This window comes from Streptomyces sp. NBRC 110028 (assembly GCF_001417735.1).
Lineage (GTDB): Bacteria > Actinomycetota > Actinomycetes > Streptomycetales > Streptomycetaceae > Streptomyces.
The window spans coordinates 350,020-373,694 of record NZ_BBUZ01000025.1; the positions used below are offsets into that span (position 1 = coordinate 350,020).

Annotated in this window: 22 protein-coding genes and 3 pseudogenes; 12 read left to right on the forward strand and 13 right to left on the reverse strand. The window is 69.2% G+C overall.

The genetic code is table 11. The features are described from left to right. Window positions 1-40 precede the first annotated feature (40 nt). On the reverse strand, window positions 41-562 hold the full coding sequence (locus ASC60_RS14210) for a GNAT family N-acetyltransferase (RefSeq protein ID WP_055550656.1): 522 nt from the start codon (window positions 560-562) through the stop codon (window positions 41-43). A 123-nt stretch (window positions 563-685) separates the two neighbouring features. On the opposite strand from ASC60_RS14210, the gene ASC60_RS14215 reads away from it, so the two are divergent. The 3 genes from ASC60_RS14215 (at window position 686) to ASC60_RS14225 (ending at window position 2,634) form a co-directional block, all read left to right on the forward strand. Further along, complete coding sequence (locus tag ASC60_RS14215; protein WP_055550658.1) at window positions 686-1,327, forward strand: hypothetical protein; 642 nt, start codon at window positions 686-688, stop codon at window positions 1,325-1,327. A 308-nt stretch (window positions 1,328-1,635) separates the two neighbouring features. Then, window positions 1,636-1,941, forward strand: a complete 306-nt coding sequence (locus ASC60_RS14220) for a hypothetical protein (RefSeq protein ID WP_234356942.1) — start codon at window positions 1,636-1,638, stop codon at window positions 1,939-1,941. A 153-nt stretch (window positions 1,942-2,094) separates the two neighbouring features. Then, a complete protein-coding gene (locus ASC60_RS14225; protein WP_055550660.1) occupies window positions 2,095-2,634 on the forward strand; it encodes an N-acetyltransferase in 540 nt (179 codons plus the stop codon). A gap of 26 nt (window positions 2,635-2,660) precedes the next feature. On the opposite strand, the gene ASC60_RS14230 is transcribed toward ASC60_RS14225, so the two are convergent. The 3 genes from ASC60_RS14230 to ASC60_RS14240 form a co-directional block, all read right to left on the reverse strand. Further along, window positions 2,661-3,377: a DUF1775 domain-containing protein gene (locus tag ASC60_RS14230; protein ID WP_055550662.1), complete on the reverse strand. Its 717-nt coding sequence runs from the start codon at window positions 3,375-3,377 to the stop codon at window positions 2,661-2,663. A gap of 104 nt (window positions 3,378-3,481) precedes the next feature. Next, on the reverse strand, window positions 3,482-4,057 hold the full coding sequence (locus ASC60_RS14235) for a sigma-70 family RNA polymerase sigma factor (protein WP_055550664.1): 576 nt from the start codon (window positions 4,055-4,057) through the stop codon (window positions 3,482-3,484). A 58-nt stretch (window positions 4,058-4,115) separates the two neighbouring features. Beyond that, the gene (locus ASC60_RS14240) at window positions 4,116-4,796 is read right to left on the reverse strand and encodes a hypothetical protein (RefSeq protein ID WP_055550666.1); all 681 of its coding nucleotides are present in this window, start codon (window positions 4,794-4,796) and stop codon (window positions 4,116-4,118) included. A gap of 159 nt (window positions 4,797-4,955) precedes the next feature. Here ASC60_RS14240 and ASC60_RS14245 point away from each other — a divergent pair, with 159 nt between their 5' ends. Beyond that, window positions 4,956-6,413 carry a PepSY domain-containing protein gene (locus ASC60_RS14245; protein WP_055550668.1) on the forward strand — a complete coding sequence of 486 codons (1,458 nt, stop codon included), beginning with the start codon at window positions 4,956-4,958 and terminating at the stop codon, window positions 6,411-6,413. A 248-nt stretch (window positions 6,414-6,661) separates the two neighbouring features. Continuing rightward, window positions 6,662-7,306 carry a transposase gene (locus ASC60_RS39150; RefSeq protein WP_079038389.1) on the forward strand — a complete coding sequence of 215 codons (645 nt, stop codon included), beginning with the start codon at window positions 6,662-6,664 and terminating at the stop codon, window positions 7,304-7,306. A 204-nt stretch (window positions 7,307-7,510) separates the two neighbouring features. On the opposite strand, the pseudogene ASC60_RS42205 reads toward ASC60_RS39150, so the two are convergent. Then, window positions 7,511-7,727, reverse strand: a pseudogene (locus ASC60_RS42205) (IS5/IS1182 family transposase); the annotation flags it as partial. Window positions 7,728-8,014: 287 nt separating this feature from the next. Here ASC60_RS42205 and ASC60_RS41655 point away from each other — a divergent pair. Next, entirely contained in the window at window positions 8,015-9,442 is a 1,428-nt protein-coding gene (locus ASC60_RS41655; protein ID WP_159043262.1) for a hypothetical protein, read from the forward strand. Between the two features lie 146 nt (window positions 9,443-9,588). Here the strand turns inward: ASC60_RS41655 and ASC60_RS39155 are convergent, their stop codons facing one another. Further along, window positions 9,589-10,365: an IS5 family transposase gene (locus ASC60_RS39155; RefSeq protein WP_079038390.1), complete on the reverse strand. Its 777-nt coding sequence runs from the start codon at window positions 10,363-10,365 to the stop codon at window positions 9,589-9,591. Window positions 10,366-10,445: 80 nt separating this feature from the next. On the opposite strand from ASC60_RS39155, the pseudogene ASC60_RS14260 reads away from it, so the two are divergent. From ASC60_RS14260 to ASC60_RS14270, 3 genes and pseudogenes are all read left to right on the forward strand, one after another. Continuing rightward, window positions 10,446-10,757, forward strand: a pseudogene (locus tag ASC60_RS14260) (TrmO family methyltransferase); the annotation flags it as partial. 27 nt (window positions 10,758-10,784) lie between these two features. After that, window positions 10,785-11,168: pseudogene (locus tag ASC60_RS14265) on the forward strand (hypothetical protein); the annotation flags it as partial. Next, window positions 11,165-11,503, forward strand: coding sequence for a P-II family nitrogen regulator (locus ASC60_RS14270; RefSeq protein ID WP_055550674.1), 339 nt, complete (start codon window positions 11,165-11,167; stop codon window positions 11,501-11,503). The pseudogene ASC60_RS14265 and the gene ASC60_RS14270, both read left to right, overlap by 4 nt. Window positions 11,504-11,531: 28 nt before the next feature. On the opposite strand, the gene ASC60_RS14275 is transcribed toward ASC60_RS14270, so the two are convergent. From ASC60_RS14275 to ASC60_RS14305, 7 genes are all read right to left on the reverse strand, one after another. Beyond that, window positions 11,532-12,728 (reverse strand): NAD(P)/FAD-dependent oxidoreductase, encoded by a 1,197-nt coding sequence (locus ASC60_RS14275; protein ID WP_055550676.1) that lies wholly within the window; start codon window positions 12,726-12,728, stop codon window positions 11,532-11,534. Continuing rightward, a complete protein-coding gene (locus ASC60_RS14280) occupies window positions 12,725-12,925 on the reverse strand; it encodes a ferredoxin (RefSeq protein ID WP_055551098.1) in 201 nt (66 codons plus the stop codon). The genes ASC60_RS14275 and ASC60_RS14280 overlap by 4 nt, the downstream gene beginning before the upstream one ends. A 23-nt stretch (window positions 12,926-12,948) precedes the next feature. After that, the gene (locus tag ASC60_RS14285; protein ID WP_055550678.1) at window positions 12,949-14,193 is read right to left on the reverse strand and encodes a cytochrome P450; all 1,245 of its coding nucleotides are present in this window, start codon (window positions 14,191-14,193) and stop codon (window positions 12,949-12,951) included. A gap of 100 nt (window positions 14,194-14,293) precedes the next feature. Continuing rightward, complete coding sequence (locus ASC60_RS14290; RefSeq protein WP_234356943.1) at window positions 14,294-15,040, reverse strand: sensor histidine kinase KdpD; 747 nt, start codon at window positions 15,038-15,040, stop codon at window positions 14,294-14,296. Between the two features lie 8 nt (window positions 15,041-15,048). After that, window positions 15,049-15,786, reverse strand: coding sequence for a response regulator transcription factor (locus ASC60_RS14295; RefSeq protein WP_055550682.1), 738 nt, complete (start codon window positions 15,784-15,786; stop codon window positions 15,049-15,051). Window positions 15,787-17,221: 1,435 nt separating this feature from the next. Next, a complete protein-coding gene (locus ASC60_RS39160; protein WP_079038418.1) occupies window positions 17,222-17,665 on the reverse strand; it encodes a helix-turn-helix transcriptional regulator in 444 nt (147 codons plus the stop codon). 661 nt (window positions 17,666-18,326) lie between these two features. Continuing rightward, window positions 18,327-19,007, reverse strand: a complete 681-nt coding sequence (locus tag ASC60_RS14305) for a response regulator transcription factor (RefSeq protein ID WP_063787130.1) — start codon at window positions 19,005-19,007, stop codon at window positions 18,327-18,329. A gap of 780 nt (window positions 19,008-19,787) precedes the next feature. Here ASC60_RS14305 and ASC60_RS14310 point away from each other — a divergent pair. Genes ASC60_RS14310 through ASC60_RS14320 form a run of 3 tightly spaced genes read left to right on the forward strand, consistent with a single transcriptional unit; the run spans window position 19,788 to window position 23,001 of the window. Continuing rightward, on the forward strand, window positions 19,788-20,816 hold the full coding sequence (locus ASC60_RS14310) for a thiamine pyrophosphate-dependent dehydrogenase E1 component subunit alpha (protein ID WP_234356944.1): 1,029 nt from the start codon (window positions 19,788-19,790) through the stop codon (window positions 20,814-20,816). Continuing rightward, window positions 20,813-21,826 carry an alpha-ketoacid dehydrogenase subunit beta gene (locus tag ASC60_RS14315; protein WP_055550686.1) on the forward strand — a complete coding sequence of 338 codons (1,014 nt, stop codon included), beginning with the start codon at window positions 20,813-20,815 and terminating at the stop codon, window positions 21,824-21,826. Before ASC60_RS14310 ends, ASC60_RS14315 begins: the two co-directional genes overlap by 4 nt. Continuing rightward, a complete protein-coding gene (locus ASC60_RS14320; protein ID WP_055550688.1) occupies window positions 21,823-23,001 on the forward strand; it encodes a 2-oxo acid dehydrogenase subunit E2 in 1,179 nt (392 codons plus the stop codon). The genes ASC60_RS14315 and ASC60_RS14320 overlap by 4 nt, the downstream gene beginning before the upstream one ends. The last annotated feature ends 674 nt before the right edge of the window (window positions 23,002-23,675 follow it).

Genomic DNA, 23,675 nt, shown 5'->3' on the forward strand with positions numbered 1-23,675 from the left:
TCTATGGGGCCCGTCATATGAGGTCCTTCTATGAGGCCCGTCATATGAGGTCCTTGGCCATCCACACTTCGGCGTACGGCCCCTCGCTGAACGCCGGTACGTCCCGGTAGCCGTGGCGTGCGTACAGCGCCCGCGCCTCGACCAGATCGCGCCGGGTGTCCAGCACGATCCGTACGACGCCCAGCGCGTCCGCGGCCCTCTCGACCGCCGCGAGCAGCGCGGCGCCCCCGCCGAGTCCGCGCTTGCCGGGGCGCAGGAACACCCGCTTCAGCTCCGCGGTGCGGTCGAGGTGGCCGGCCCGCCGCCGCAGCCCCGCGCACCCGGCCACGTCGCCGCCGTGCCGCGCCACCAGCAGCACCCCGTCCGGCGGGGCCAGATCGTCGCTGGGCATCTCCCGCAGCGCGCGCTCGATCTCCTCGGACGTCGCGTCGCGCCCCTCGTGGAGCCGGTAGTAGCGGTCGGCCACGTCGGTCATGTACTCGCGCAGCAGCGTGGCGGCGACCGGGTCGCTGACGGGCCGTGCGGCGACGTCCCAGGACGGGCTGAGGGTCATGACCGGCATCCTGGCACCGGCCGGTCTCCGACGGCATCGGAATATGACGCAGTTTGAGCGCGGGGCAGTGGGCTACCCGATGTCGTAGAGCCCCCGAACAGGGGGGCACCTGCGGGAAGGCAGAAGCAGACCATGTCAACTGGCGCGATCATCATCGTGATTGCCGCTGCGGTCGTCCTGGCAACCGTGCTCGCCGCGGTCATCGTACGTGCGCGTGGGAGCGGCAGGAAGAATGCTCTGCGACGCCACTTCGGGCCCGAGTACGACCTGAACGTCGCCGAGCACGCGGGCGACACCAAGGCGGCGGAGCGCGAACTCGAAACGCGACTGCGACGATACCGAGACCTCAAGACCGAACCCCTCTCCGGTGAGCTGCGCGAGCGCTACCTGGCCGAATGGGTGGGCACCCAGGAGCAGTTCATCGATTCCCCGGAGTACGCGGTGGCCGGGGCGGACCAGCTGCTCGCCCGCCTCGCGCGGGACCGCGGCTACCCGTCCGACCGCTACGAGGAGCAGGTCGCGGCCCTGTCCGTGCACCACGCGGACTGTGTGCAGGGCTACCGGCAGCTCCACGTCGCGGCCGCCCGCGCCCGTGAGGGCCGGGCCGACACCGAGGAGCTGCGCGAGGCCGTGGTGCACGCCCGGGCCTTCTTCGAGGAACTGGTGAAACCGCCCCACCACGCGGCCGACGCGCATCAGGGGCACGAGGGGCATGCCGGCAGGACCGGCCGCAAGACCCACGTCTGGCACATCGGGAAGGCCGGTGCACGATGACGGACAACGGACCGGAGTGGAGCCACGGCCCGGGAGCGAACCGCGGGCCCGAAGCGGGCCACGGACCGGGAGCGAACCAGGGCCCGGGAGCGAACCAGGGCCCGGGAGCGCATCGCGGCCCGGGAAGGAACCGTGGCCCGGGAACGAACCAGGGCTCAGGAACGGACCGTGGCCCGGGAGCGGACCACGGACCGGAGTGGAGCCACGGCCTGGAGACGGACTACGGCCCCGAGCACAACAACGGCCACCGTCGGCACGGACTGGAGAAGCACGAAGTGCCGCCTCCCAGGCAGCCGATGGACGGCGGTGTGGAGCAGCCGAACCCCCCGGACGGCCCCAGCTTCCCCGTCCTGCCGACGAGTGAGCACGACAAGCTGAACCAGCGTCTGCGGTACGCGGTCAGCGCCTTCGTGGACGCCCCGCGCGGCTCGGTGGAAGAGGCGGACGCTCTCCTCGAAGAGATCTCGGCCCGGCTGGTCGATCTCCTCGCCGAACGCCGCCGCACCCTCCGCGCCGCCTGGCACGAGAACACCGCGGGCACCGCGGAGACGGAGGAACTGCGCCTGGCCATGCGCGGTTACCGCAACGTCCTGGAGCGGCTGCTCAACGTCTGAGCCCTCCGCCTCCCCTCCCGGCCGCCGCCCGGACACCGCTCCGGACGGCGGCCTTCTTCGCGCTCGCGCGCGGTCGCGCTTGCGATGATGCGGCGGTCAGTCACGACACCGCGCCGGACGCGCCGCCCGCCGGTCCGGGAGAGGAAGCCCGCCATGCCCCCGATAGACCTCCTGTCCGCCGAGACTTTCCCCGACAGCGTCAAGGACCTCGCCGAGGTCCTGGCCGACGCCGTCGACGGCGGCGCCTCCATGGGCTTCCTCGCGCCCTTCGGCCACGACGACGCCGCCGCGTGGTGGCAGGCCCAGGCCCCGGCGGTGGCCGATGGCAGCCTGCTCGTCTGGGCCTGCCGCGCCCCGGAGAGCACGGGCGGCATCGTCGGAACCGTCAGCCTGGCCCTGGCCCGCAAGCCCAATGGACGGCACCGCGCCGAGGTCCTCAAGCTGGCCGTTCACCGCGCCGCCCGTGGCCGTGGCCTGGCCCGGGCGCTGCTGGCCACCGCGGAGTCGGCCGCCCGCGCCGCCGGCGTCACCCTGCTGATGCTGGACACCGTCACCGGCAGCCCGGCCGAGTACGTCTACCTCGCCGACGGCTGGGCCCGCTACGGCATCGTCCCCGACTACGCCGCCGCCCCGGACGGCTCCCTGGAGGACTGCAGCTTCTTCTACAAGCGGCTGACGCAGGCACGCGGCTGACGCGGGCACGCGGCTGACGGGCTCGGTCAGGCCCGGCGGCGCTGTTTGAACACCCACAGGCCCGCGCCCGCGACGATCAGGACGCCGATGCTGATGCCGATCGCGGTGGCGGCGCCCGCGTTGCTGTCCTCCTTCTCGTCCGCCTTCTGCTCCGTCTTGCCGGATGCCTTGTCGGGCGCCTTGTCCGACGCCTGCTCGGACGTCTTGTCCGAGGCGTCGTCCGACGAGGACGGTGCCTCGGACGGTTCGGAACCGGCCGCCGCCGCCTTCAGGTCGAGGACCGGCGCGGGCTCCTCCGGTTCCGGGCCCTCGCCGGGCAGTTCGATCCACCGGGAGACCTTGCCGTCGCTGTAGGTCTCGATGGTCTTGAACGCCAGCGACTTGGCGTCGGGCAACTGCCGCACCTTGACCTTGTGGACGGCGTTCGTCCCCACGGCCAGCTTCGGACCGCTGATCGTGTAGCCGTCCTTGGTGGGCTTCATCTTCCAGCCCTTGGGTCCCTCGTCCAGCGTGACATCACCCGGGGCGATGCCTTCGGGCAGCACGACACGTACCTCGGTGAAGCCGGCGGACTCCGACTCGGCCTCGCCCGTGAAAGTGAGGACGACATCCTTGGCCAGCGCCTGGGCGTTGGAGGCGGTGACCTCCGCGTGGGCGGAGGCGGGACCGGCGAAGGCGATCGTCGCGGCGATCGCGGCGGCGCTCACGGCACCGAGGCGGCGCGTCGTACGCATGGTTGACATTAGCGGGACTCCTCAGAGCAGATGACAGATAGTGAAATGTGTCAGCGGTTAGCCGTTAGTGGTCAGCGGTCAGCGAGTGGCCGTCAGCGGTCAGTTGGCAGCGATCAGTCGTCAGCCGTTCGCAGCAGCGCGGTCATGTGCTCGCGGGCGCGCGACACCCGGGACCGTACGGTCCCCACCGGGCAGCCCGTGGCCGAGGCGGCGTCGGCGTAGGGGAGCCCGAGGAGCTGGGTGAGGATGAACGCCTCACGGCGCGGGGCGTCCAGCGTCGCCAGCAGGTCGAGCAGGGCCACGCCCTCCTCGAAGCCGGGCAGCCCGACGGGCTGCGTCCGTTCGGCGACCGTCCGCCAGTCGGTCGTCTCGGCGATGCGGGGGCGGGCCGCCGCGGCGCGGTAGCGGTCGGCGACCGTGCGGCGGGCGATCGACAGCAGCCAGGTGCGTGCGCACGAGCGCCCGGCGAAGCGGGGCAGCCCGCCCAGCGCCCGTAGGTACGTCTCCTGGGTCAGGTCGTCGGCGCCGTGCACATCGGCGCTCAGATGGACGACGAAGCGCCAGACGTCGAGATGGGTGGCGCGGATGAAGCGTTCGACCGCGTCCGCGTCACCGTCACGGGCGGCCAGCGCCCATGCGGTGATCTGCTGATCGCGCTCCTGGCGTTCCTGTACGAGGGCAGGGGGCATCGCCTGATGTCCTCCGGAAGTGATGGGCTTCCGCCCGTCACCGGTCGGGACAGGCGGGTCAGATGCGCATCAGACCCTCTGGGGGACCTCTCCGGGCGACCACGTAGTGCAGCAGCGCCGCGCGCAGCGCCCGCCCCGCCCCCGGCCGCCTCGGAAGGCGGCGGGTGGGCAGCGGCAGGGCGTCCGCGCCCAGCAGCCGCAGGACCAGGCGCAGCGGTACGAAGACGGCGGCCGCGAGGGCGCGGCCCAGCCGGAACGCGGCGGCCTCGCCGCACCACAGCCACAGCCCGCACACCAGCGCCGCCAGGGCGTGGGCCAGCAGCATGCCGGGGGTGATGCCGTCCGCGGCCGACGCCATGTGCGCGTCGGCCATTCCGGCCATGCCATCCACGCCGTCCATGCCGGGGCCGCCGCTCATGCCCGCGCCGCCGTGCGCACCGTGCGCGCCGTGTCCCATGGGCGCCTGGGCGAGCCGCGAGGACTGCGAGAAGTGGAACAGCAGGTGCAGCACGAGCTGCGCCCCCACCGTCGCCCCGGTCACGACCGCGCCGCCGCGCTGGCGCCCCGTCAGCCACCATGCCGCGGAGGCGGTGGCCAGGAACGCCGCGCCCAGCATCCATCCCGGCACGGTCCCGCCGGACATCACCGCATGGCCCAGGGCCGCCATCACCACGCACACCACCGCGAAGATCGCGGCACGTGTGGTGCGGAGGGCCGGGCCGGGTGTCATGCCGGTCATCGTGCCATCCACCTCGGATGACGGTGTGAACTCGTCCCAAGTTGACAAAACGCGCGTTCATGTGACGCAGGCCACATGGGTGCGCCGGAACTCGACTCCCCTCGGCCCCGACTACTGGACGAGCACGCCGCGCACCACCCCCGAACCGAGAGGGCCGCCATGTCCACCGACGAACACGTCGCCCCGGCCGCCGCCGGCCCCGGCGCCGACGGCGACGTGGCCGACCGGGACGCCCCCGCGCGCTCGGCCTGGTCCGTGCTGCGCCCCCTGGTGCTGCGGCTGCACTTCTACGCCGGAGTCCTCGTCGCCCCGTTCCTGCTGATCGCGGCCACCACCGGACTGCTGTACGCGGGCTCCTACCAGGCCGAGAAGATCGTGTACGGCCATGAACTGCGGGTCCCGGCCGGCGACACCAAGCTGCCGCTCTCCCGGCAGATCGCCGCCGCCCGCGAGGCGCACCCGGAGGGCACGATCAGCGCCGTGCGCCCGTCTCCGGACGACACCGGCACCGCCCGGGTGCTGCTGTCCGGTGTGAAGGGGGTCGCCGAGGGCCACACTCGCGCCGTCTTCGTCGACCCGTACACCGCGAAGGTGCGCGGCGCGCTGGAGCAGTACGGCAGCACCGGCGCCCTGCCGCTGCGCACCTGGATCGACGAGTTCCACCGCGATCTGCACCTCGGCCAGAGCGGCCGTCTCTACAGTGAACTCGCCGCCAGCTGGCTGTGGGTGATCGCCGGTGGCGGGCTGCTGCTCTGGTTCGCCCGCCGCCGCCGTAACCGCCGCGCCACCGCCGAATCGCTCGCGCTCAACTCCACCGCCCTCAACTCCACCGCCCCCACCGGCGGCCGTCGCCGCACCCTCGCCCTCCACGGCGGCCTCGGCGTCTGGGTGGCGGCGGGGCTGTTCTTCCTGTCCGCCACCGGGCTCACCTGGTCCACCTACGCGGGGGCGAACGTCACCGACCTGCGCGCCGCGGTCGGCCAGTCCACCCCGGCCGTGGCCTCCGGGCTCACCGGTGAGCACGCGGGCCACGGCGCCATGCCGGGGATGGACATGGGCGGTCCGGACGGTGGGCACCACGCCACCGACGTGGGCTACGACGCCGTGCTGCGGGCCGCCCGGGCGAAGGGCCTCGGCGACCCGGTGGAGATCGTGCCGCCGTCAGGGCCGGGCGCCGCGTACACGGTCAGCCAGATCCAGCGCAGCTGGCCGGAGAAGCAGGACGCGGTCGCCGTCGCCCCGGCCACCGGCGAGGTCACCGACACCGTGCGGTTCGCGGACTATCCGCTGCTGGCCAAGCTGAGCCGGTGGGGCATCGACCTGCACACCGGCGTCCTCTTCGGCATCGTCAACCAGCTCGCCCTGGCGGCGCTCGCCCTCTCCCTGATCCTGCTCATCGTGTGGGGCTACCGCATGTGGTGGCAGCGCGGCCGTGCGGGCGCCTTCGGCCGCCCCCTGCCGCGCGGCGCCTGGCGGCAGGTGCCGGTGTACGTCCTGGTCCCGTCGGCCGTCGGGGTCGCCGTGGTGGGCTACTACCTGCCGCTGCTGGGCATTCCGCTGGCCGCGTTCCTGGCCGTGGACATCGCGGCGGGCCGCGTCGCCGCCCGGCGGGCCTAAGGGCTGTCCCGCAATCCCCAGCGGGCTCCCGACGCCAGCTACGGCCACTCGCTGCGTTGTCGGGATCGCCCGAGTACGACCCGGTACGAGGACGACCCTCCGCCTTGCGATTGACCGCATCTGACGCCGCTCGCTGATCCACTGGGGATTGCGGGACAGCCCTTAGCCAGGTCCTGTTTGGAGTTGTGATCTCGTGGGGTTCCCGGCCCGGGAGGGTTGGGGTCGGGGCCTTGGAGTAAAAAGGTGAGGTGTCTCGACCTCAACTTTCGGATGCTGAGTGGGAGTTCATCTCCGCGTTCCTGCCAGTCGGTGAGTACGGGCCCTACCCGGAGAACCTGCGGGCGCACTTTGAGGGCGTCGTGTGGCGGTTCAGGAACGGGGCGAAATGGCGGGAGTTGCCCGAACGATTCGGGCACTGGTCCACCGTTTACGGCCGGTTTCGGCAGTGGCGGGATGCCGGAGTGTTCACCACCCTGTTCGAGGAACGACGACGCGTGAGACGTCGCCGCAGGGCCCGGCTCGCCGCCGCCGGCCTGGGCCGTTCACGCGGCGGACTGACCACGAAGAAGCACCTGTCCTGTGTGCCGCAATGCCTGCCCCTCTCGCTCACGATCACTGCGGGGCAAGCCGGGGACAGTCCGCAGTTCATCCCCGACCTGAACAAGATCCGGGTCCCCGGCCCGGTCGAGAACCGAGGCTCACGCGGCGGACGGCCTGTTACCTGGGACAAGCAGCTGTACAAGCTCCGCAACAGTGTCGAACGCACTATCAACAAGATCAAGGACTGGCGCGGCCTCGCCGTCCGCTACGACAAAAAGCCTGAAAGCTACCAGGCTGGAATCGAATTATGTGCCGGCCTCCTCTGGATCCGACACCTCGGATCACAGCCTTGACCACAACTCCCTACACGCCCTGGGACCAGTTCAGCTCGGCCCAGTTGCTCGTAGCGCTCCTCGCATTCGCTTCAGCAGGCTCAGGGAATCCGCTGGAGGCAGAGCCTGTGAGCGCAGTTTGCATAGGCCATGTGCAGCCTGCTCAGTGCAGTCGGATCAGTGATCAGTTGCCCCGTTTGCTGCCCCTCCGAGTAACTGACGGTTTCAGAACGACGTTCGCAGGCGTCGTAAGCAGATGATGCTGCAGGCGAGTCGCAGCAGGTCGAGGTGGAGGTCGGCGTGTATCTCGTAGCGGATTCGGAGGCGTTTGAACTGGTGGAGCCAGGCGAAGGTCCGCTCCACGAACCGGCGGGGCCTGCCCAAGCCGGAACCGTGGGCGGGTACCCTTACGTGCGATCTTGGATGTGATGCCTCGGGCTCGCAGGAGTTGGCGGTCCTTTCCTGCGAGTTCGGTACGGGCGGCTGCGGCCAGGTCGAGGTGGCTGCGCAGATGGGCACGGTAGGCCCCTGTCGCGAAGCGGCGGGCGTCGTCGGGGCCGGATGCTTCGCCAGGAATTTACCAGGTGACCGGCCGGTCCGGTGCCACGGCAAGTCACCCACCTCTCTGCTTCACCTTTCGCAATCGAGGTCCGATTTCCACCTAAATGTCTACCGATCAAAGGCTGCGCTACAAGTGCGGCGTTCCCTTCTCATTTCAGGGTGATGCAAATGACCGATTGGCAAGCATTTGGAATTCCCTCCGGTGTGGAGGAAACCCCGGCCGGCGAGCTCTCCGGCCGGGGTTTCACCGAAAGGCCGGGCCATTCTGTCGCCATCCTTGATCCGGCTCCTGATGGGCTTGGCCTGCGCCCCGTGCTTCACCGGCAGCGGTTCGATTCCACCGTGGTCAGCCACCGGATAGCCGGGCTGGACGATCTGGGGTACTCACACGTGAAGGGGGCCACGGCGGTACCGGCTTCGGTGTCCAAATGTGTGGCCAGAGCGCGGAATCGACTGAATGCAGTAGGTCAGCTCCTGGGCGGGAACAGTGTGCAGTCCGGGGACAGCGCCTTCTATCACTACACGCTCAAGTCGGCTCAACCCAACATCCAGCCCTTCGTCGAGGCGAACTTTCCTCGTCGTGACCACCATCTACACCTCAAGGGAACCGCCAACCTGCCGCAGGGAATGACCGAAGTCGATCAGGTCAACCTGGTAACCGGACTGTGCCTGTTCAGCGCGGCAGCAGCGGTCGTTGAACTCGATCACGGACGGCAGCAGATCGTCCGACTGGACGGAGCAAACCATTGCAACCAAAAAGTGCGCGATATCGTTGTCAACGACGAACTTTCCCTTTATGAGCACGAGGCCATCACGCGACTGACCGGCGCGGTCAGCGACCTGGCCAGTGCGATGCACGATTCCGTACCGGTATCCATCACCATCGACATTCCCCGCGTGCAGTACTATTTCTATCCACTGGATTGGATGCGGCGTGGACTCATCACCCCACGGCTGGTGTTGAAATGGTTTGACCATGTGGACGAGCGTCATGAGCGCATCGCCGATCTCAGCCGCGCGCGGATCCTTGTCGACGGTGCAATATCGTCGCCGACCGTGCGACACTCGTCCGGTCTCGGAGAGCTGGCCGGCTTTCTCCGTTCCGCCGTGGCGTCGGGCCGCGTTCCCGAGCTTACCGAACTGGTGTCGTTGATCGCGTCCGGCAACGATCCGTTGTGGACGTTGGTGCTCGGGGTGACACATCCTCGCGATCTGCTGGAACTCGCGGGATTGTCCTACTTGGTCGAGGAACTGCGGGCGGGGCACTCCTCCTCCGCCATGGCAGGATTTCACCACTTGGGAATCATGGTGGAGAACTATTCCGAGCGGGTCCTGTTCGAGCGTGCGAACAAGGTGGCCAAACAAATTCAGCAGCAGCACCCAGAACTGAGCTTTCCCATAGTCGGGCTGTACCCGCTCCAGAGATTCTTCATCAAGAACACGATCAGTCCGCTGGGAACCTACCAACATGCCCCGGACCGCATCGTGGCCGATGCCCGGCAGAAATCAATAGACTTGTTCGACGTGGTGAACGAACTTTACGCACCGCAGCGAAATCACCAAGAGTTGATTCTTGGGGACCCGTCGTTCACGTAGATCATGAGGGCTGATGGGCGATCAGGTGGTCAACAGGCCGCGGAGCACCCCAATCCGGCGCACGCGGACGCGGACCCGGCCGATAACACGGCAGCCCAGCCACGATCCCGACACGGCGTGCGGCTAGGGCGCGTAGGGAGTTGTGGTCAAGGCTGTGATCCGAGGTGTCGGATCCAGAGGAGGCCGGCACATAATTCGAGTCCAGCCTGGTAGCTTTCAGGCTTTTTGTCGTAGCGGACGGCAAGGCCGCGCCAGTCCTTGATCTTGCTGATAGTGCGTTCGACACTGTTGCGGAGCTTGTACAGCTGCTTGTCCCAGGTAACAGGCCGTCCGCCGCGTGAGCCTCGGTTCTCGCGGTGGGCGGCCTGATCCTTCTTCTCGGGGATGACTGTTTTGATCCCACGCTTGCGCAGGTGGGAACGGTTCTGGCGGGACGAGTACGCCTTATCGCCCGCGACGGCGTCGGGTCGGGTGCGGGGCCGGCCGACCGGGCCGGGGACCCGGATCTTGTTCAGGACGGGGATGAACTGCGGACTGTCCCCGGCTTGCCCCGCAGTGATCGTGAGCGAGAGGGGCAGGCATTGCGGCACACAGGACAGGTGCTTCTTCGTGGTCAGTCCGCCGCGTGAACGGCTCAGGCCGGCGGCGGCGAGCCGGGCCCTGCGGCGACGTCTCACACGTCGTCGTTCCTCGAACAGGGTGGTGAACACTCCGGCATCCCGCCACTGCCGAAACCGGCCGTAAACGGTGGACCAGTGCCCGAATCGTTCGGGTAACTCCCGCCATTTCGCCCCGTTCCTGAACCGCCACACGACGCCCTCAAAGTGCGCCCGCAGGTTCTCCGGGTAGGGCCCGTACTCACCGACTGGCAGGAACGCGGAGATGAACTCCCACTCAGCGTGCGAAAGTTGAGGTCGAGACACCTCACCTTTTACTCCAAGGCCCCGACCCCAACCCTCCCGGGCCGGGAACCCCACGAGATCACAACTCCAAACAGGCCCTAGTGGTCTGGCATTTCCACCTGGCCCCGCCCGGTGACGTCGCCTTGCACGCGCGGAGCCCCCGGAACGACCCTCGGTGGCCAGCGACCGGCACGTTCGCACACCGCAACCACCGTCGCCCGGACCAGCTCGCCCAGTCCTTCTCACGGCTACTCAAGGCTGACGGTCTCGACCTCCACGTCACGGGCCTGGACGCGGTCGACGGAAGCCCGATCTACGATCTCGCTCCGTACTTCAAGGAGATGGGACCGCGTGGCGAAGTTCGCCAACCGGCTTGGCCCGGGGAGATGCTGTCCGACTACTGGGCAGACTGACTTGCAGAACCGACTTCATCGCTTGGCTCAGTGGGCACGCGAAACATCGAGGAAACACGTCTCATCAACACCCAGGCGGCGGGCTGCACCGGACTGCTGGGCTGGCTGGTGGTCGAGAAGGTCCGCGACGGCCACGCCACCACCCTCGGCGCCGCCTCCGGCGCGGTCGCCGGACTGGTCGCGATCCCCCCGCTGGCGGTGGGCGCGTACGCGTTCGTCATGACGTACGGCATCGGGAAGCTGATCGACCGGACCATGGGCTTCCGGGCGGCCGAGGAGGGCGAGCGGTCCGGACTCGACCTCGCCGTCCACGCCGAGAGCGCCTATGATCACGGGGTTCTGGGCCATGGCCTGCCGCAGAACGCCGTCCACCGCCCGCCGCGTCGCCCCGACAGGACCCCGACCCCATGAAGCTGATCACCGCGATCGTCAAGCCGTTCAAGCTGGACGAAGTGAAGACGGCGCTGCTGGAGATCGGTGTGCGGGGCCTCACCGTCACCGAGGCCAGCGGCTTCGGACGGCAGCGTGGCCACACCGAGGTCTACCGCGGCGCCGAATACCGCATCGACTACGTGCCCAAGGCGCGCATCGAGGTGGTCGTGGAGGACGCGGAGGCCGACACCGTCATGGACGCCATCGTGACCGCCGCCCGCACCGGACGGATCGGCGACGGCAAGGTGTGGGCCGTCCCGGTGGACGACTTCGTGCGCGTACGCACGGGCGAGCGGGGGCCGGACGCGGTCTGACCCGCGCCCGGCCCCCGCCCGCGGGGCGTCAGGCCGGTGTCGGGGCCCGCCGCACCGCGTCCGCCCACCGCGCCCCGGCGGCGATCGACCGCCGCCAATCGCGCAGCACCCGGGGCGACATGCCCACGGCCAGCACCCCGGTCAGCCGGTCCCCGCGGCGGTACGCGGCCAGGAACGCCCCCTCGGCCCCCTCCTCCAGGGAGCCCTCCACCACGGCCACCTCGTCATGGCCGCGCAGATGGCCGTACGCCTGGATCCGCATCCCGTACTGGTCCGACCAGAAGTACGGCACCGGCTGATACGGCCGCCGCGCCTCCGGTTCGGGGGCGAGCAGATTGCGGGCCGCCGCCATGCCCTGCTCGGTGGCGTTCGTACGGTGCTCGATCCGCATGACCGTACCGAACAGCGGGTTGTGCCAGCACGCGACGTCCCCCGCCCCGTAGACACCGGGCGCGGCGGCGCTGAACTCGTCGCACTCCAGCCCGTTGCCCACGGTCAGACCGCTGCCCTCCAGCCACTCGGTGTTGGGCACGGAACCGACGGCGACCAGCACCTCGTCCGCCGCGACCCGGCCGCCGTCCGTCAGCCGCACCCCGCCGCCGGTCGCCTCGGTCACCGTGACGCCGGTGCGCAGGTCCACGCCGTGGTCGAGGTGCGCCCGGGACAGCACCCGGCCGACCTCCTCGCCGACCGCGGGCGCCAGCGGCACCGGCGCCGGTTCCAGCAGGGTCACCTCCGCGCCCAGCCCGCGCGCGACGGCGGCCGCCTCCGCGCCGAGGAACCCGGCGCCGACCACCACCAGCCGCGTCCCCGCCGTCAGCCGGTCCCTCAAGCCCAGCGCGTCGTCCAGGGTGCGCAGCACATGCGCGCCCCCGTCCCCGGGCAGCCGCCGCGGCCGTACCCCGGTGGCGACGACCAGCCCGTCGTACGGCACCTCCGCCCCATCGGCGAGCGCGACCGTACGCCCGGCCGGGTCGAGCCCGGTCGCGGCGACGCCGAGCCGCAGGTCGAGCCCGAGCGCGTCCAGCTCGTCCCGTCCGCGCAGCGGGAGCCGTCCGGCGTCCCACTGCCCGCCGAGGATCTGCTTGGACAGCGGCGGCCGGTCGTACGGGGCGTGCGGTTCGTCGCCGACGAGGGTGACGGTGCCGTCGTACCCCGCCCGGCGCAGCGTCTCCGCCGCCGCGAGCCCGGCGGCCGAGGCGCCGACCACGACGACACGCCTCACTCCTGCTCCACCACCCGGATCGCCGCCGCCGGGCAGATCATCGCGGACTCCCGTACGTCGTCGTGGAGTTCGGCAGCGGGACGGTCGTCCAGCAGCACGACCATCCCGTCCTCGTCCCGCTGGTCGAACACATCGGGCGCGATCATCACGCACTGACCGGACGCGACACACTTGGGAACATCGACTTCGACTCGCATGGTGACTCCCTCGGCTTCCTTGTTCACGACGCCCATGTGACCGGCAGTTCGTAGACGCCGTACACCAGGGCGTCGTGCTTGAACGGCAGCTGGTCGACGCCGGTCGCCAGCCGCAGGGTGGGGATGCGGCGGTAGAGCGTGCCGTAGACGACCTGCAACTCCATGCGGGCGAGCGGCTGGCCCAGGCACTGGTGGACGCCGAAGCCGAACGCCATGTGGCGGCGGGCGTCGCGACCGATGTCCAGCCGGTCGGGGTCGGGGAAGACCTCCGCGTCCCGGTTGCCGGTGCTGGTGTAGACGATGATGCCGTCCCCGGCCCGGATGGTCTCGCCGCCGATCTCGATGTCCTCCAGCGCGACCCGGCCGCGCCCGTTGTGCACGATGGTCAGGTAGCGCAGCAGCTCCTCGACCGCCTTGGCGACGACCTTCGGATCGTCGGTCTCCCGCAGGACGGCGAGCTGGTCGGGGTGCTCCAGCAGCGCGAGGGTGCCGAGGGCGATCATGTTGGCCGTGGTCTCATGGCCGGCGACCAGCAGCAGGAAGCCCATGGAGGCGGCGTCGCGCCGGGTCAGCTCACCGGACCTGACCCGGGTGGCCAGCTCGGAGAGCATGTCGTCGGCGGGCTCGGCGAGTTTGACCCCGATCAACTCGTCCAGATAGTCGGTCAGCGCGTCGCTGGCGGCGATCACCTCCTCGGCCGACGAGCGATAGTTGATCATGAGCGAGCTCTTCTCCTGGAAGAACTCGTGATCCTCGTACGGCACGCCCAGGAGCGTGCAGATCACCAGGGACGGCAGCGGCAGCGCGAGCGAGCGCACCAGATCGGCCGGGGTGGGCCCGGCCAGCATCGCGTCGATCAGATCATCGGTGATCTTCTGGATGGCGGGCCGCATCGCCTCGATCCGCTTGATGGCGAACGGGGCGGTGACCATGCGGCGGATCCGCGCGTGCTCGGGATCGTCCATGGCGATGAACGAACGTTGCCGCGGGGCGTTCTGACGGAAGCCCGCGTTCGGGTGCGGGAAGCCGGGCCGTATGGCCTCGGAGCTGACGCGCGGGTCGGCGAGCAGGGCGCGCCCGTCGGCGTACCCGGTCACCAGCCACGGGGTGCTGCCGTCCCACATCCGCACCTTGGCGACCGGCCGTTCGGCGTGCATCGCCTGCGCGGTCGGCGGCGGGTCGAAGGGGCAGCCGGATGCCCGCGGCATCGGATACGCCGGAATCGGTTCTTCCGACGGGGTCGTGATCTCTGCCAGCGTCTCGGTCATGTCTCTCCTCGGGTGGGGGATTTCGACAGGAGCGGAGCGTGAACCTTTGTGTACCGGGGACGTGATGACCAGCGAACCTCCCCGACCTGACGCCGCCCGGTCAGTTACCTGACGAAACGCTGACTGTGGGCAAGGCCACAGTGACCGTCGTACCGTGGCCGGGCGTGCTGCTCACGGTCACCTCGCCGCCGTGCCGTTCGACCACCCGCCGCACGATGGTGAGCCCGAGGCCGCCACCCGTCTCGCCGCCGTCGTTCTCGCGGTACGGCGTGGTCAGCCGGGCGATCGCCCGCGGATCCATGCCCGCTCCCCGGTCGCCGACCGACAGCTCCACCCGCGGCTCTTCGCCGGGCCCGCTCACCGGCCCGCGTACGGACACTGTCACCGGGGAGCCCGCGGGGGTGTGCTGGAGCGCGTTGCCCAGCAGATTGCGCACCGCGTGCCGCAGCATCCGGTAGTCGGCGACGAGAGCCGTCCGGCCGGAGTTCTCGCGGGTGATGGGGCGTTCGGGATCGAGCAGTCCCAGGTCCGCGACCGCCTCGTCGGCCACGTCCCGCAGATCCATCGGCTCCAGGGGCGACGGCCGCTCCCAGGAGGCGTCCGAACGGGGAAACACCCGCTGGGTCGCCTCATACATGTGGTCGGCCTCTTCCTGGATGCGCCGCAGGGCGCGCACCATCAGCGCGGGGTCGTCGCTGAGCCCCTGGAGCGGGAGTTCGGCCCAGCCGCGGATGGTCGTCAGCGAGGTGCGCAGCTCGTGCAGCAGCACCTCCACCAGTTGCCGGTGCTCGTCGCCCAGTCCGTCGTCCAGTCCGTCGCCCATGCCGTCTTTCATGCCGTCTTTCATGCCGTCCTTCATACGGCGGCGAGTCGACCGAGCCAATAGCCGAAGCCGCGACGGGTGTGGATCAGCGCCGGACCGTCCTCGTCGACCTTGTGCCGCAGCCGGGAGATCAGCTTCTCGATGGCGTTGTCCCCGTAACTCCGGTGGTCCTTGAACCACAGGTGCTCGCCGATCTGCTCCTTGGACACCACCCGCCCGGCGTTGACCAGCAGATAGCGCAACAGCCGGTACTCGGCGGGCGTCAGCTCCAGCGTCCGGCGTCCCCGCCGGGCCTGCCGGGTAGTATCGTCCAGCACCAGGTCCGCGTACCGCGGCGGCGCCTCCTCCCGTGCCCTCCGCCGCCGCCCGCGCAGCAGCACCTGCACCCGGGCCAGCACCTCGGCGATCCGGAACGGCTTGGTCACGTAGTCGTTCCCGCCGATACCGAGCCCGGTGACCAGCGAATCCAGCGAGTCGCGGGCGGTGAGGAAGAGCACGGGCGGATGGTCCTCGTCGGCGGCCACCATCCGCCGGCACACCGTGAACCCGTCCAGATCGGGCAGCATCACATCCAGGATCACCAGATCCGGCCGCTCCCGCCCCACCCGGTCCAGCGCCTCGCCCCCGGTGGCCGCCGTGCCGACCTGATACCCGGCCAGTTCCAGGGTGGTCGAGAGCAGTTCGGCGATCCTGGACTCATCGTCTACGACCAGAATGCGCTGCCCGTCCCCGCGGGCGGGCCCCGGCTTCTCGCTGACACTCCCGTACACAAGCCGACCCTAGATGAGCCGCCCCTTCCCCGGCACCAGGGCCCTGACCCCCACCGATGAGTTCAGGACAGGCCGGTGGCCCTCCGCCGTCACCGGGCGTTCGGATCCCCGGGCTCGCCGAGGAAGGCGGCGAGGCCGGGCGCACGAGACGTCGAGACCCTGGGCGTGCAGGGCGGCGACCATCCACTCGCTGAAGGGCAGGGCCTCGGACATCATTTGGCGCCGGGTCACGGACAGGGCCGGCGCGAGCCACGGGTGGTGGTGTAACAAGTCCCGGAGCACCGGGCCGCGAGCTCGATCTGGGCGCGCCAGCCGTCCGACGGACCGGCGGGCAACTCGGTGAACACCTTGCCGGGCTGCGCACCTTCACCGACTCGCTCCAGTACGCCTAACGCTGCGACGTGAGTACCGCAGACGCGACCACCCGGCCGTCCGGGATTGGTGCGTTGCGGCTGGGGCCGACGGCCTTCGAGGCTTTTAGGCAGCCACCACGGGGCGAGGCTCTAAAAACAGGGGGCCAATCGGTCGCAAACGCGGGCAGGATCACAGACCCGCCCGATTCGCCGGGCCGGCGTAAGGCTCCCCGTTCTCTCGCCCCGTGGCAGCTCCCGCCCCAAAGCCGCTACGGCTGGCGGCGTGCCCAAAGCGCGCCACTGAAGGAAACTCGGCCACGCGCTCTGTCAAAGAGTGAACGGATCCTCATCAAGCTTTTCTCCCAGATGCTCAAGGGTATCCGTAAGGCTCGGAGGTGCGCCGTTCAGTCTTTCGCGCTGCTCGGCAACGCGCCCGATGATGCGGAGCGTTCGGCCCGATGAGATTCCGGGGGTGGCGGTAACCAAGGACCGGGCTACGTCTTCAGCCTCGCGCCATGCGTTGACGTCCAGTAGGCATTGCGTGAGTCGCGCGACGCGTTCGCTTGAGTAGCCGGTGGTGACGTCACGTCCTGGTTCTACGGACTGTAGGAGTAGCTCGATCGCATTCTCTGTGTCGCCTGCGATGTGGAGCGTGTGCCCCCACTGGCGGTCGATCTCTCCGCCGAGTCACCCGCCATACCTCCTCCGGTTCGCCAACGTCGTTACCGTCCTCGATGAGCGATCGGGCACGTTCCAGCGACTCGATGGCATCCGACGTACGTCCAGTGCCGACGAGCCCCTTGGCTTCACGGATGCGGAACATCGCCTCGACGCGCGCAGACATCCGCCTGCGGTTGAGTACCGACCGGGCGATGGACAGAGCCTCTTGATTCCGTCCGCGCCATTCACTGTGCATCGCCATGTTTTGCAACGTCGGCAATTCAATGGAGCGATCCCCTGAGAGTTTCGCGAGGAACAGTGCCTCATAGTTGAAACGCTGAGCCGCATCGTCTCTTTCCGCGTCCCCAAGAGCCCAGCCAGCGACTTCGGCAAGTTCTGCGGCAGCCGATTGAATGTCGCGCTCATTGTCGAAGCTCGTAGTCTCCGTCGCCAAGCCGCCGATGTACGACCTTGAACGCGCGGCCTGCGGGCTCGGCGATGGACACACCGCTGAGTTCGTTGTCCAGGACGACCAGCCGACGGGAATTCTCTCGGATGGCTTCCGCGAAGTCAGCTCCCCGTGCCTCGTTGAGATTGAGTATCCGCTCAGTGATGGCTGTTGCTTTCGTAGCCTTTGGCGGGACTGTTGGCGCTGCAACGTGTGCCGCTTGTTCGACGAGTTCCCCGCCTGCCTTGAGCAGCTTGTCCAACCCCGTGACCAGTGGCAGCGACGGCTGCTGTTTTCCGGAGAGAGCGCGCGACAGATGGGCATGGTCGTAGTTCAGGCACCGGGCGACCGCCCGGACGCTCATGCCTTGATCGCGAAGCAGGTCGCGGACTCTCTGGCCGAACTCCCCGCTGTTCATGGTGACCAGGGTACGGACTGTCACCGCGCAGTCACCGGACAGTCACCACCCACGACTGCACCGGCGCGGTTGTCTTTACGTACGTCAGGACCCCCGCGACAGGGCGAACTGTCCGGGGGCGTGGTCAACGCTGCATAGGAGCGCCGACGTGGAAGAGAAGAGGTCCCCCGAGCCACCGGCGACATGGCCTGTCCAAAGCCCCGCTACCGTAATGCCGTCGCGGCGCCGGCGCCGGTGCGAGCGGGTCAGCGGACGGCGACGGGACGGGGAAGCGGTCAGGACGCGGATGCCCGGCGGGTGGCCCGGTCGGGTCGGGGCGCAAGGTGACCAGCGTGCGGTGGTGCTGGGAGATTTGGTGCGCACTGCGGACGACGGGTGTGGGGTCGACGACGGCGTGGGCGACAAGCCTCAATGGCGAGGCCGCCGCGGAGGCGAGGAGTGGCGGACCCTCCCTTGGTGAGCTCAGCACCCTGCCCGCAGAGCTCACGTTGTTGGCTGTGCGGGTGTCCGACGGTGCGTCGGGACGTGATGGGGCCGGTTCCCCGGCCTGGTGTTCAGGCCGGCTGTACTTCCGGTTTCTGCTCAGCCAACTCGCGCCAACAGGATCAACCAGAAGATCGTCCCACCCGGTCGGCCAACGTGACAGTGTCCGCCGTCGGGCTCAGGCCGCCGGCGGTATCCGCCGGATCCGCTGGTGGTCACCGGCCACCGGCGGATCCGGCTCCTCCTGGAGCAGTCCGAACTCGATCGCCCTGCGCGTCAGGTCGGCCTTGTTGCCCACGTTGAGCTTGCTCCTGATGCGCTTGACGTACGTGCTGATGGTTGCCTCGGTCAGGTCCATGCGCCGGGCGATCTGGCCGTGGGTGAACCCGGCGGCGAGCCAGCGCAGAGTCTCGACCTCCCGGCGCGCGAGCGCCGGCGGGGCCACGGCGGGCGGCTTGCGTAATTCGTCGCGCAGGCCCGTCGCGAGCTGTGCCGCGATGTGGATCCCGCCGTGGGCCACCGTGTCCACCGCGCGCAGCAGCTCGTCTTCTTCGGTGTGCTCGGCGACGCAGCCATGGGCACCGGATCGGAGGGCGAGTGCCACAAGCCCCGGGTCGGCGGGCCTGGTGACCAGCAGTACCCGCCCGCAGTCGGTCAGGTCGCCGATCGTCTCGTCGAGGGGCTTCGCCGCGTGCGGAGACGGCCCGAAGAGGATCACGTCGGCCTGCGTCCCCGGCTGCTCGATCTGCGAGGGCTCCGCCACCACGGCGACGAGGTTCAGCCGCGGTTGGCCGGAGATCAGGCTTTCCAGTCCACGACGCAAAAGGCTGTGATACTCGACGATCGCGATAAGGGACATTCGGGGCACCGTACTCACATGTGTTTAGTGATGGCGAAGGTATGCGAGTAACCGTCACCTGCTCCTGCGGTGGCGGCTTCGCCGCTTGAACGGGGTAGGCGGCCAAATGGTTCATCATCTCTGCCGAGGAGATCTGTCCGTGTGCTCGGCGCAGGGAGCTCTATGTCCTTTCTGTCGCACCTGCTATTGAATGTCCGAGTGTGTTCCGGGTGTTTAAACGCGATGTTTCCTGTGCTGTCGCCCGCAGGCGTTCAGCACGTCGCCGCCGCTGTGGTTCGGGTGCCTATATCGGTCCGGTGATTCTTCCGGCGTTTATGCCACTTGTGTGCCGAGGGTCGAGGTGCACGCGCACTGCAGAAAGTGCTCCGTGGCAAGCGCGTAGGCGTCAGTATCCACCTCGGATAACTCCTGTTCAAGCACCCCGGACGTCCCTTTTCGGGGGCGCTCGGAAGCGTTGACACTTTCACAGGTGGCTTTGCACGATGTGCGCATGAATCGGAAGGCGAGACTTCGCCATTCTCCGGCGTGTGCTGAAGTCCAAGGCCGACCGGCCAGCCCTGATTGGGGCGCCGCTGCTTCACCGCGGCTCTGTGAGAGCTCTATGGCGTCCATTCATACCATTGGGAGACAGGTCATGGGCACTTTTCTGCGTCATCATTATATGTCGCAAGATGTCGGTTTCGCGGTTCCTGGTATTGGCATCCCGTCTCCCGCGCGCCCGCATCCGCAGGTCGAGCAAGCCGGTGCCCAAGCGATGGCATGGGCACGGGAGGCGGCCCTGTGACATCGGCAGAAATCATCGAGGGCAAGTTCCCTGAGGAGGCGACTGCGGCCAGCGCAGCACACCGTCTCATCGGTGGCAGCACCACTGCGACGGAGACCACGGCACCCCCGTCCGGGGCAGGCGCGGAGCCCCTGTCGCGGCTACCGGACGAGGACCTCGACACCCTGCTGATGATCCGTCACTTCGAACTGGCCGTGCTGGAACTGTTCTCGCAGGGTCTGCTGCACGGCACCACGCACACCTGCCTCGGGCAGGAGTACATTCCCGTCGCGCTCTACGCACTGCTGGACGAGGGCGACTACGTCTTCAGCAACCACCGCGGGCACGGCCACTACCTGGCCCGCTTCCGGGACCCGCACGGCCTGCTGGCGGAGATCATGGGGCGCGAGGGCGCCGTGTGCCACGGGGTGGGCGGCAGCCAGCACATCTACCGCGACCGCTACCTGTCCACCGGCGTACAGGGCGAGAGCCTGCCGGTGGCCGCGGGTGTCGCCCTGCACCTGCGCCGGGCCGAGCCCGGACGGATCGCGGTGGTGCACATCGGCGACGGCACGTGGGGCGAAGGCGCGGTGTACGAGGCGCTCAACATGGCCCAGTTGTGGGGGCTGCCCCTGCTGGTCGTGGTCGAGAACAACAAGATCGCCCAGTCCACTCCGACCGAGCGGCAGATGGCCGGCACCATCCAGGCGCGCGCGGCGGCCTTCGGCATCCGGCACCACCACGTCACCTCTCATGATGTCGCCCGGGTGCGCCGGGAGTTGTCCGGCGCGATCGACGACATCCGCACCCAACACCAGCCCTTGGTGGTGGAGTTCAGCACGAACCGCGTGGGCCCACACAGCAAGGGAGACGACTCCCGCCCCGCCGAGGTGATACGGCACGCGGCCGCGCTCGACTGGTACCACCGGTACGAGGAGCAGCACCCGGAGCATTTCGCCGTGGCGGACCGGATCCAGCGACAGGCGATCGCCGAGGCCGTGCGCGAGGTCCAGGCCCGCCCCGCGTCCCGTTGGGAGCACTCATGACCAGGCCGGAGCGGGTGATCGGCAACCTCAACCGGTCCCTGCACACGCTCCTCGACAACGATCCCCGCGCCTACGCCATTGGCGAGGACATCGCCGACCCGTACGGCGGCGCCTTCAAGGCCACCCGGGGCCTGTCGGACCGCCACCCGGAACGGGTGATCTCCTCGCCGATCAGCGAGGGCGGCATCGTGGGCGTCGCCGCCGGGCTCGCCCTGGCCGGCAACCACCCGGTCGTGGAAATGATGTTCTCCGACTTCGCCGCCCTCGCCTTCGACCAACTCCTGAACTTCGCCAGCAAGTCCGTGTCGATGTACGGCCGCACCGTTCCGATGAGCATGGTGGTCCGCTGCCCCACCGGCGGCAACCGGGGCTACGGGCCGACCCACAGCCAGAGCCTGCAGAAGCACTTCATCGGCATCCCCGCGCTCAGCCTGCACGAGATATCGCCGTTCCACGACAACGCGGACGTCCTCACCACCATGCTCTCCCGCGAGCAGCCGTGCGTGCTGTTCGAGGACAAGACGCTCTACACCCGCACGATGCACCAGGGCGGGGTCGTCGACGACCTCTTCCGGTACGAGCTGCTCGACGACCCGAGCCGGACCGCGCGCGTGTTCCCCGTGGACTGCGCTGACCCGGACTGGATCATCCTGGCCCCAGGGGGCCTGGTCGAGCGAGCCGTCGCCGCCATGCGCACCCTGCTGCTGGAGGAGGAAATCACCTGCGAACTCCTGGTGCCCTCCCGGCTCTACCCGTTCACCGTCGAACCGCTGCTCGCGACGTTGTCCCGCGCCCGCCGCATCTGTGTCGCAGAGGACAGCGCGGCAGACGGCACCTGGGGCGAAATGCTCGCCCAGCAGCTGCATGAGCACCTGTGGCGACGGCTGGCCCGCCCCGTACTGCTGCTCAGTGCCCAACCGAGCGTCATCCCCACCGCCGCCCACCTGGAGCACACCGTCCTGCTCCAGGCGACCGCACTTCACGGTGCCCTCACGGAGGCTTCCCAGTGATCAGCGTCAAGCTGCCCACCCTCAACACCAACGACGCCGGCTACGTCTTGGCCGAATGGCTCGCCGAGCACGGCGCACGCGTCAAGAAAGGGCAGCCGCTGCTGGTGATCGAGACCTCCAAGGCCCAGGAAGAGATCGACAGCACCGCCGACGGCATCCTGCACACCCTCCTCGCAGGCGGCGCCGACTGCCGCCCCGGTCAGACCGTCGCCCACCTCTTCGCCTCGGAGGACGAACGCCATGCCTACCTCTCCGCACCGGCCGTCGACCCCACCGCACGGCCGGAGCCGGCAACCGATGCCGGCCTGACGCTCACCAAGGCGGCGCGCGCCCTCGCGGACCAGCACGGCCTGAGCGACAACGAACTGCGCGGACTGGGCCGCACCGTGATCCGCGCAGCCGACGTCGAAGCGCTGCTGCCACGCCCCGCGCAAGCCGGTGCCCCCACCGACCTTCAACTGTCGGCGCAGCAGCGGGCGGTGGGTGCCGTGGTCACCGAGTCGATGCGCACCATCCCGGCCGCCGCCGCCTTCGCCAAGGTCGACGTCGGCCAGGCTCAGGACCTCGCCCGGCAACTGCGTCTGCGCACCGGCAGCTACGTCTCCCTGCTCGGCCTCCTCATCAAGTCGGTGGCAGACCAACACCCCGCGCATCCGAGCCTGTTCACCCGGCTCCTCGACGACGGCACCATCCAGCCCGCTCCCTGCCCACACGTCGCGGTGGCGGTGGACGCCGGAGAGGGCCTGTACACCCCGGTCGTACACAACACCGCCGCGCTGAACGTCGCCCGGATCGCCGACGTGATAACAGGATTCCGCGCCAAAGCCGTCAGCGGCACTTTCCGAGCCGACGAGCTCACCGGCGCCAACATCATGATCGCTCCGCACACGGCCGACGGTGTGGTCTTCGCCACCCCCATCGTCTTCCCCGGCCAGACCTGCGCGCTCTCCCTGGGCGGCATCGACGAACAGCTCGTCCTGGGCCGGCAGGGCAGGCCGGAAGTCCGCCGGTTCGCGTACCTCGGTCTGGTCTACGACCATCGCGTGGTCAACGGCCGCGACGCGATGGCCTTCCTTGGAGACCTCAAACAAGCACTGGAGACACCAGCCGCCCTCGCGGCCGGTACCGAAGGCGACGAGGACGCGCCAAAGAAGGCGTGCGAGCCCCCGACCTGACAGGGGGCCTCCACGCGCGGCACGGCAGCCGGAGCACGGCGTCCGCAGCCCACTCCTCGGCATACGGCCGCGGGTGCCGGGGAATTGATCGCTGCCTATGCACCCACCTGGTCCCCGGCGGCGGGCCGAGCGTGCGCCCGTAGTCGCGTGGAGCAGGTGGCGCCGGTCCCCTATGAGGTGCGGTCCAGCGGTCGGGCCGGCAGGTTTGCATCCAGTGCTCCATGAAGGAGTTCATCCACGGCATTCGGATGCCGCTGGTGACGACAGTGATCCCGTCGAAGGACCGAGTGTGCGGCTGGTCCGGTCAGTCGGCCTTCGGCGGCGCTCCGCGATGCCGGGAAGTGAGGGCTCGGGCTCCTCCCTCAAGCGAGTGGGCGAAAGTCTGTAGTGCCATCCCCGGGTGCGGGAACAGACTCAAGGCGAGCACAAAATTCACGCCGCGGGGGGATGGCAGCAGGCGCAGTCGTGGCTGGAGCCGACCGGTCTCCGTCAGGACCGGATGGCGTCGCTCCTGACCGACGGTCTGGTGATCGGGCGGCCCGGGAACCTCCGGCGCCCTGGGGATCTCGACGTACGGTCATCGTCCCCAGGGCCTCGACGGTTGCGGCGTCAGCGTCCCCTTGGCCCCTTACGTGACGTTCCGGGCGGGGAATCGGCTGACCGGTCGGCACATG

Excerpts from the sequence above, each read along its gene's own strand:
- ASC60_RS14315 (WP_055550686.1), top strand. The coding sequence starts at position 20,813 with ATGACCAGGCCGGAGCGGGTGATCGGCAACCTCAACCGGTCCCTGCAC.
- ASC60_RS14215 (WP_055550658.1), top strand. The coding sequence starts at position 686 with ATGTCAACTGGCGCGATCATCATCGTGATTGCCGCTGCGGTCGTCCTG.
- ASC60_RS41655 (WP_159043262.1), top strand. The coding sequence starts at position 8,015 with ATGACCGATTGGCAAGCATTTGGAATTCCCTCCGGTGTGGAGGAAACC.
- ASC60_RS14230 (WP_055550662.1), bottom strand. The coding sequence starts at position 3,377 with ATGTCAACCATGCGTACGACGCGCCGCCTCGGTGCCGTGAGCGCCGCC.
- ASC60_RS14235 (WP_055550664.1), bottom strand. The coding sequence starts at position 4,057 with ATGCCCCCTGCCCTCGTACAGGAACGCCAGGAGCGCGATCAGCAGATC.
- ASC60_RS14245 (WP_055550668.1), top strand. The coding sequence starts at position 4,956 with ATGTCCACCGACGAACACGTCGCCCCGGCCGCCGCCGGCCCCGGCGCC.
- ASC60_RS14290 (WP_234356943.1), bottom strand. The coding sequence starts at position 15,040 with ATGAAAGACGGCATGAAAGACGGCATGGGCGACGGACTGGACGACGGA.
- ASC60_RS14270 (WP_055550674.1), top strand. The coding sequence starts at position 11,165 with ATGAAGCTGATCACCGCGATCGTCAAGCCGTTCAAGCTGGACGAAGTG.
- ASC60_RS14305 (WP_063787130.1), bottom strand. The coding sequence starts at position 19,007 with ATGTCCCTTATCGCGATCGTCGAGTATCACAGCCTTTTGCGTCGTGGA.
- ASC60_RS14240 (WP_055550666.1), bottom strand. The coding sequence starts at position 4,796 with ATGACCGGCATGACACCCGGCCCGGCCCTCCGCACCACACGTGCCGCG.
- ASC60_RS14225 (WP_055550660.1), top strand. The coding sequence starts at position 2,095 with ATGCCCCCGATAGACCTCCTGTCCGCCGAGACTTTCCCCGACAGCGTC.
- ASC60_RS39160 (WP_079038418.1), bottom strand. The coding sequence starts at position 17,665 with ATGAACAGCGGGGAGTTCGGCCAGAGAGTCCGCGACCTGCTTCGCGAT.
- ASC60_RS14210 (WP_055550656.1), bottom strand. The coding sequence starts at position 562 with ATGCCGGTCATGACCCTCAGCCCGTCCTGGGACGTCGCCGCACGGCCC.
- ASC60_RS14280 (WP_055551098.1), bottom strand. The coding sequence starts at position 12,925 with ATGCGAGTCGAAGTCGATGTTCCCAAGTGTGTCGCGTCCGGTCAGTGC.
- ASC60_RS14285 (WP_055550678.1), bottom strand. The coding sequence starts at position 14,193 with ATGACCGAGACGCTGGCAGAGATCACGACCCCGTCGGAAGAACCGATT.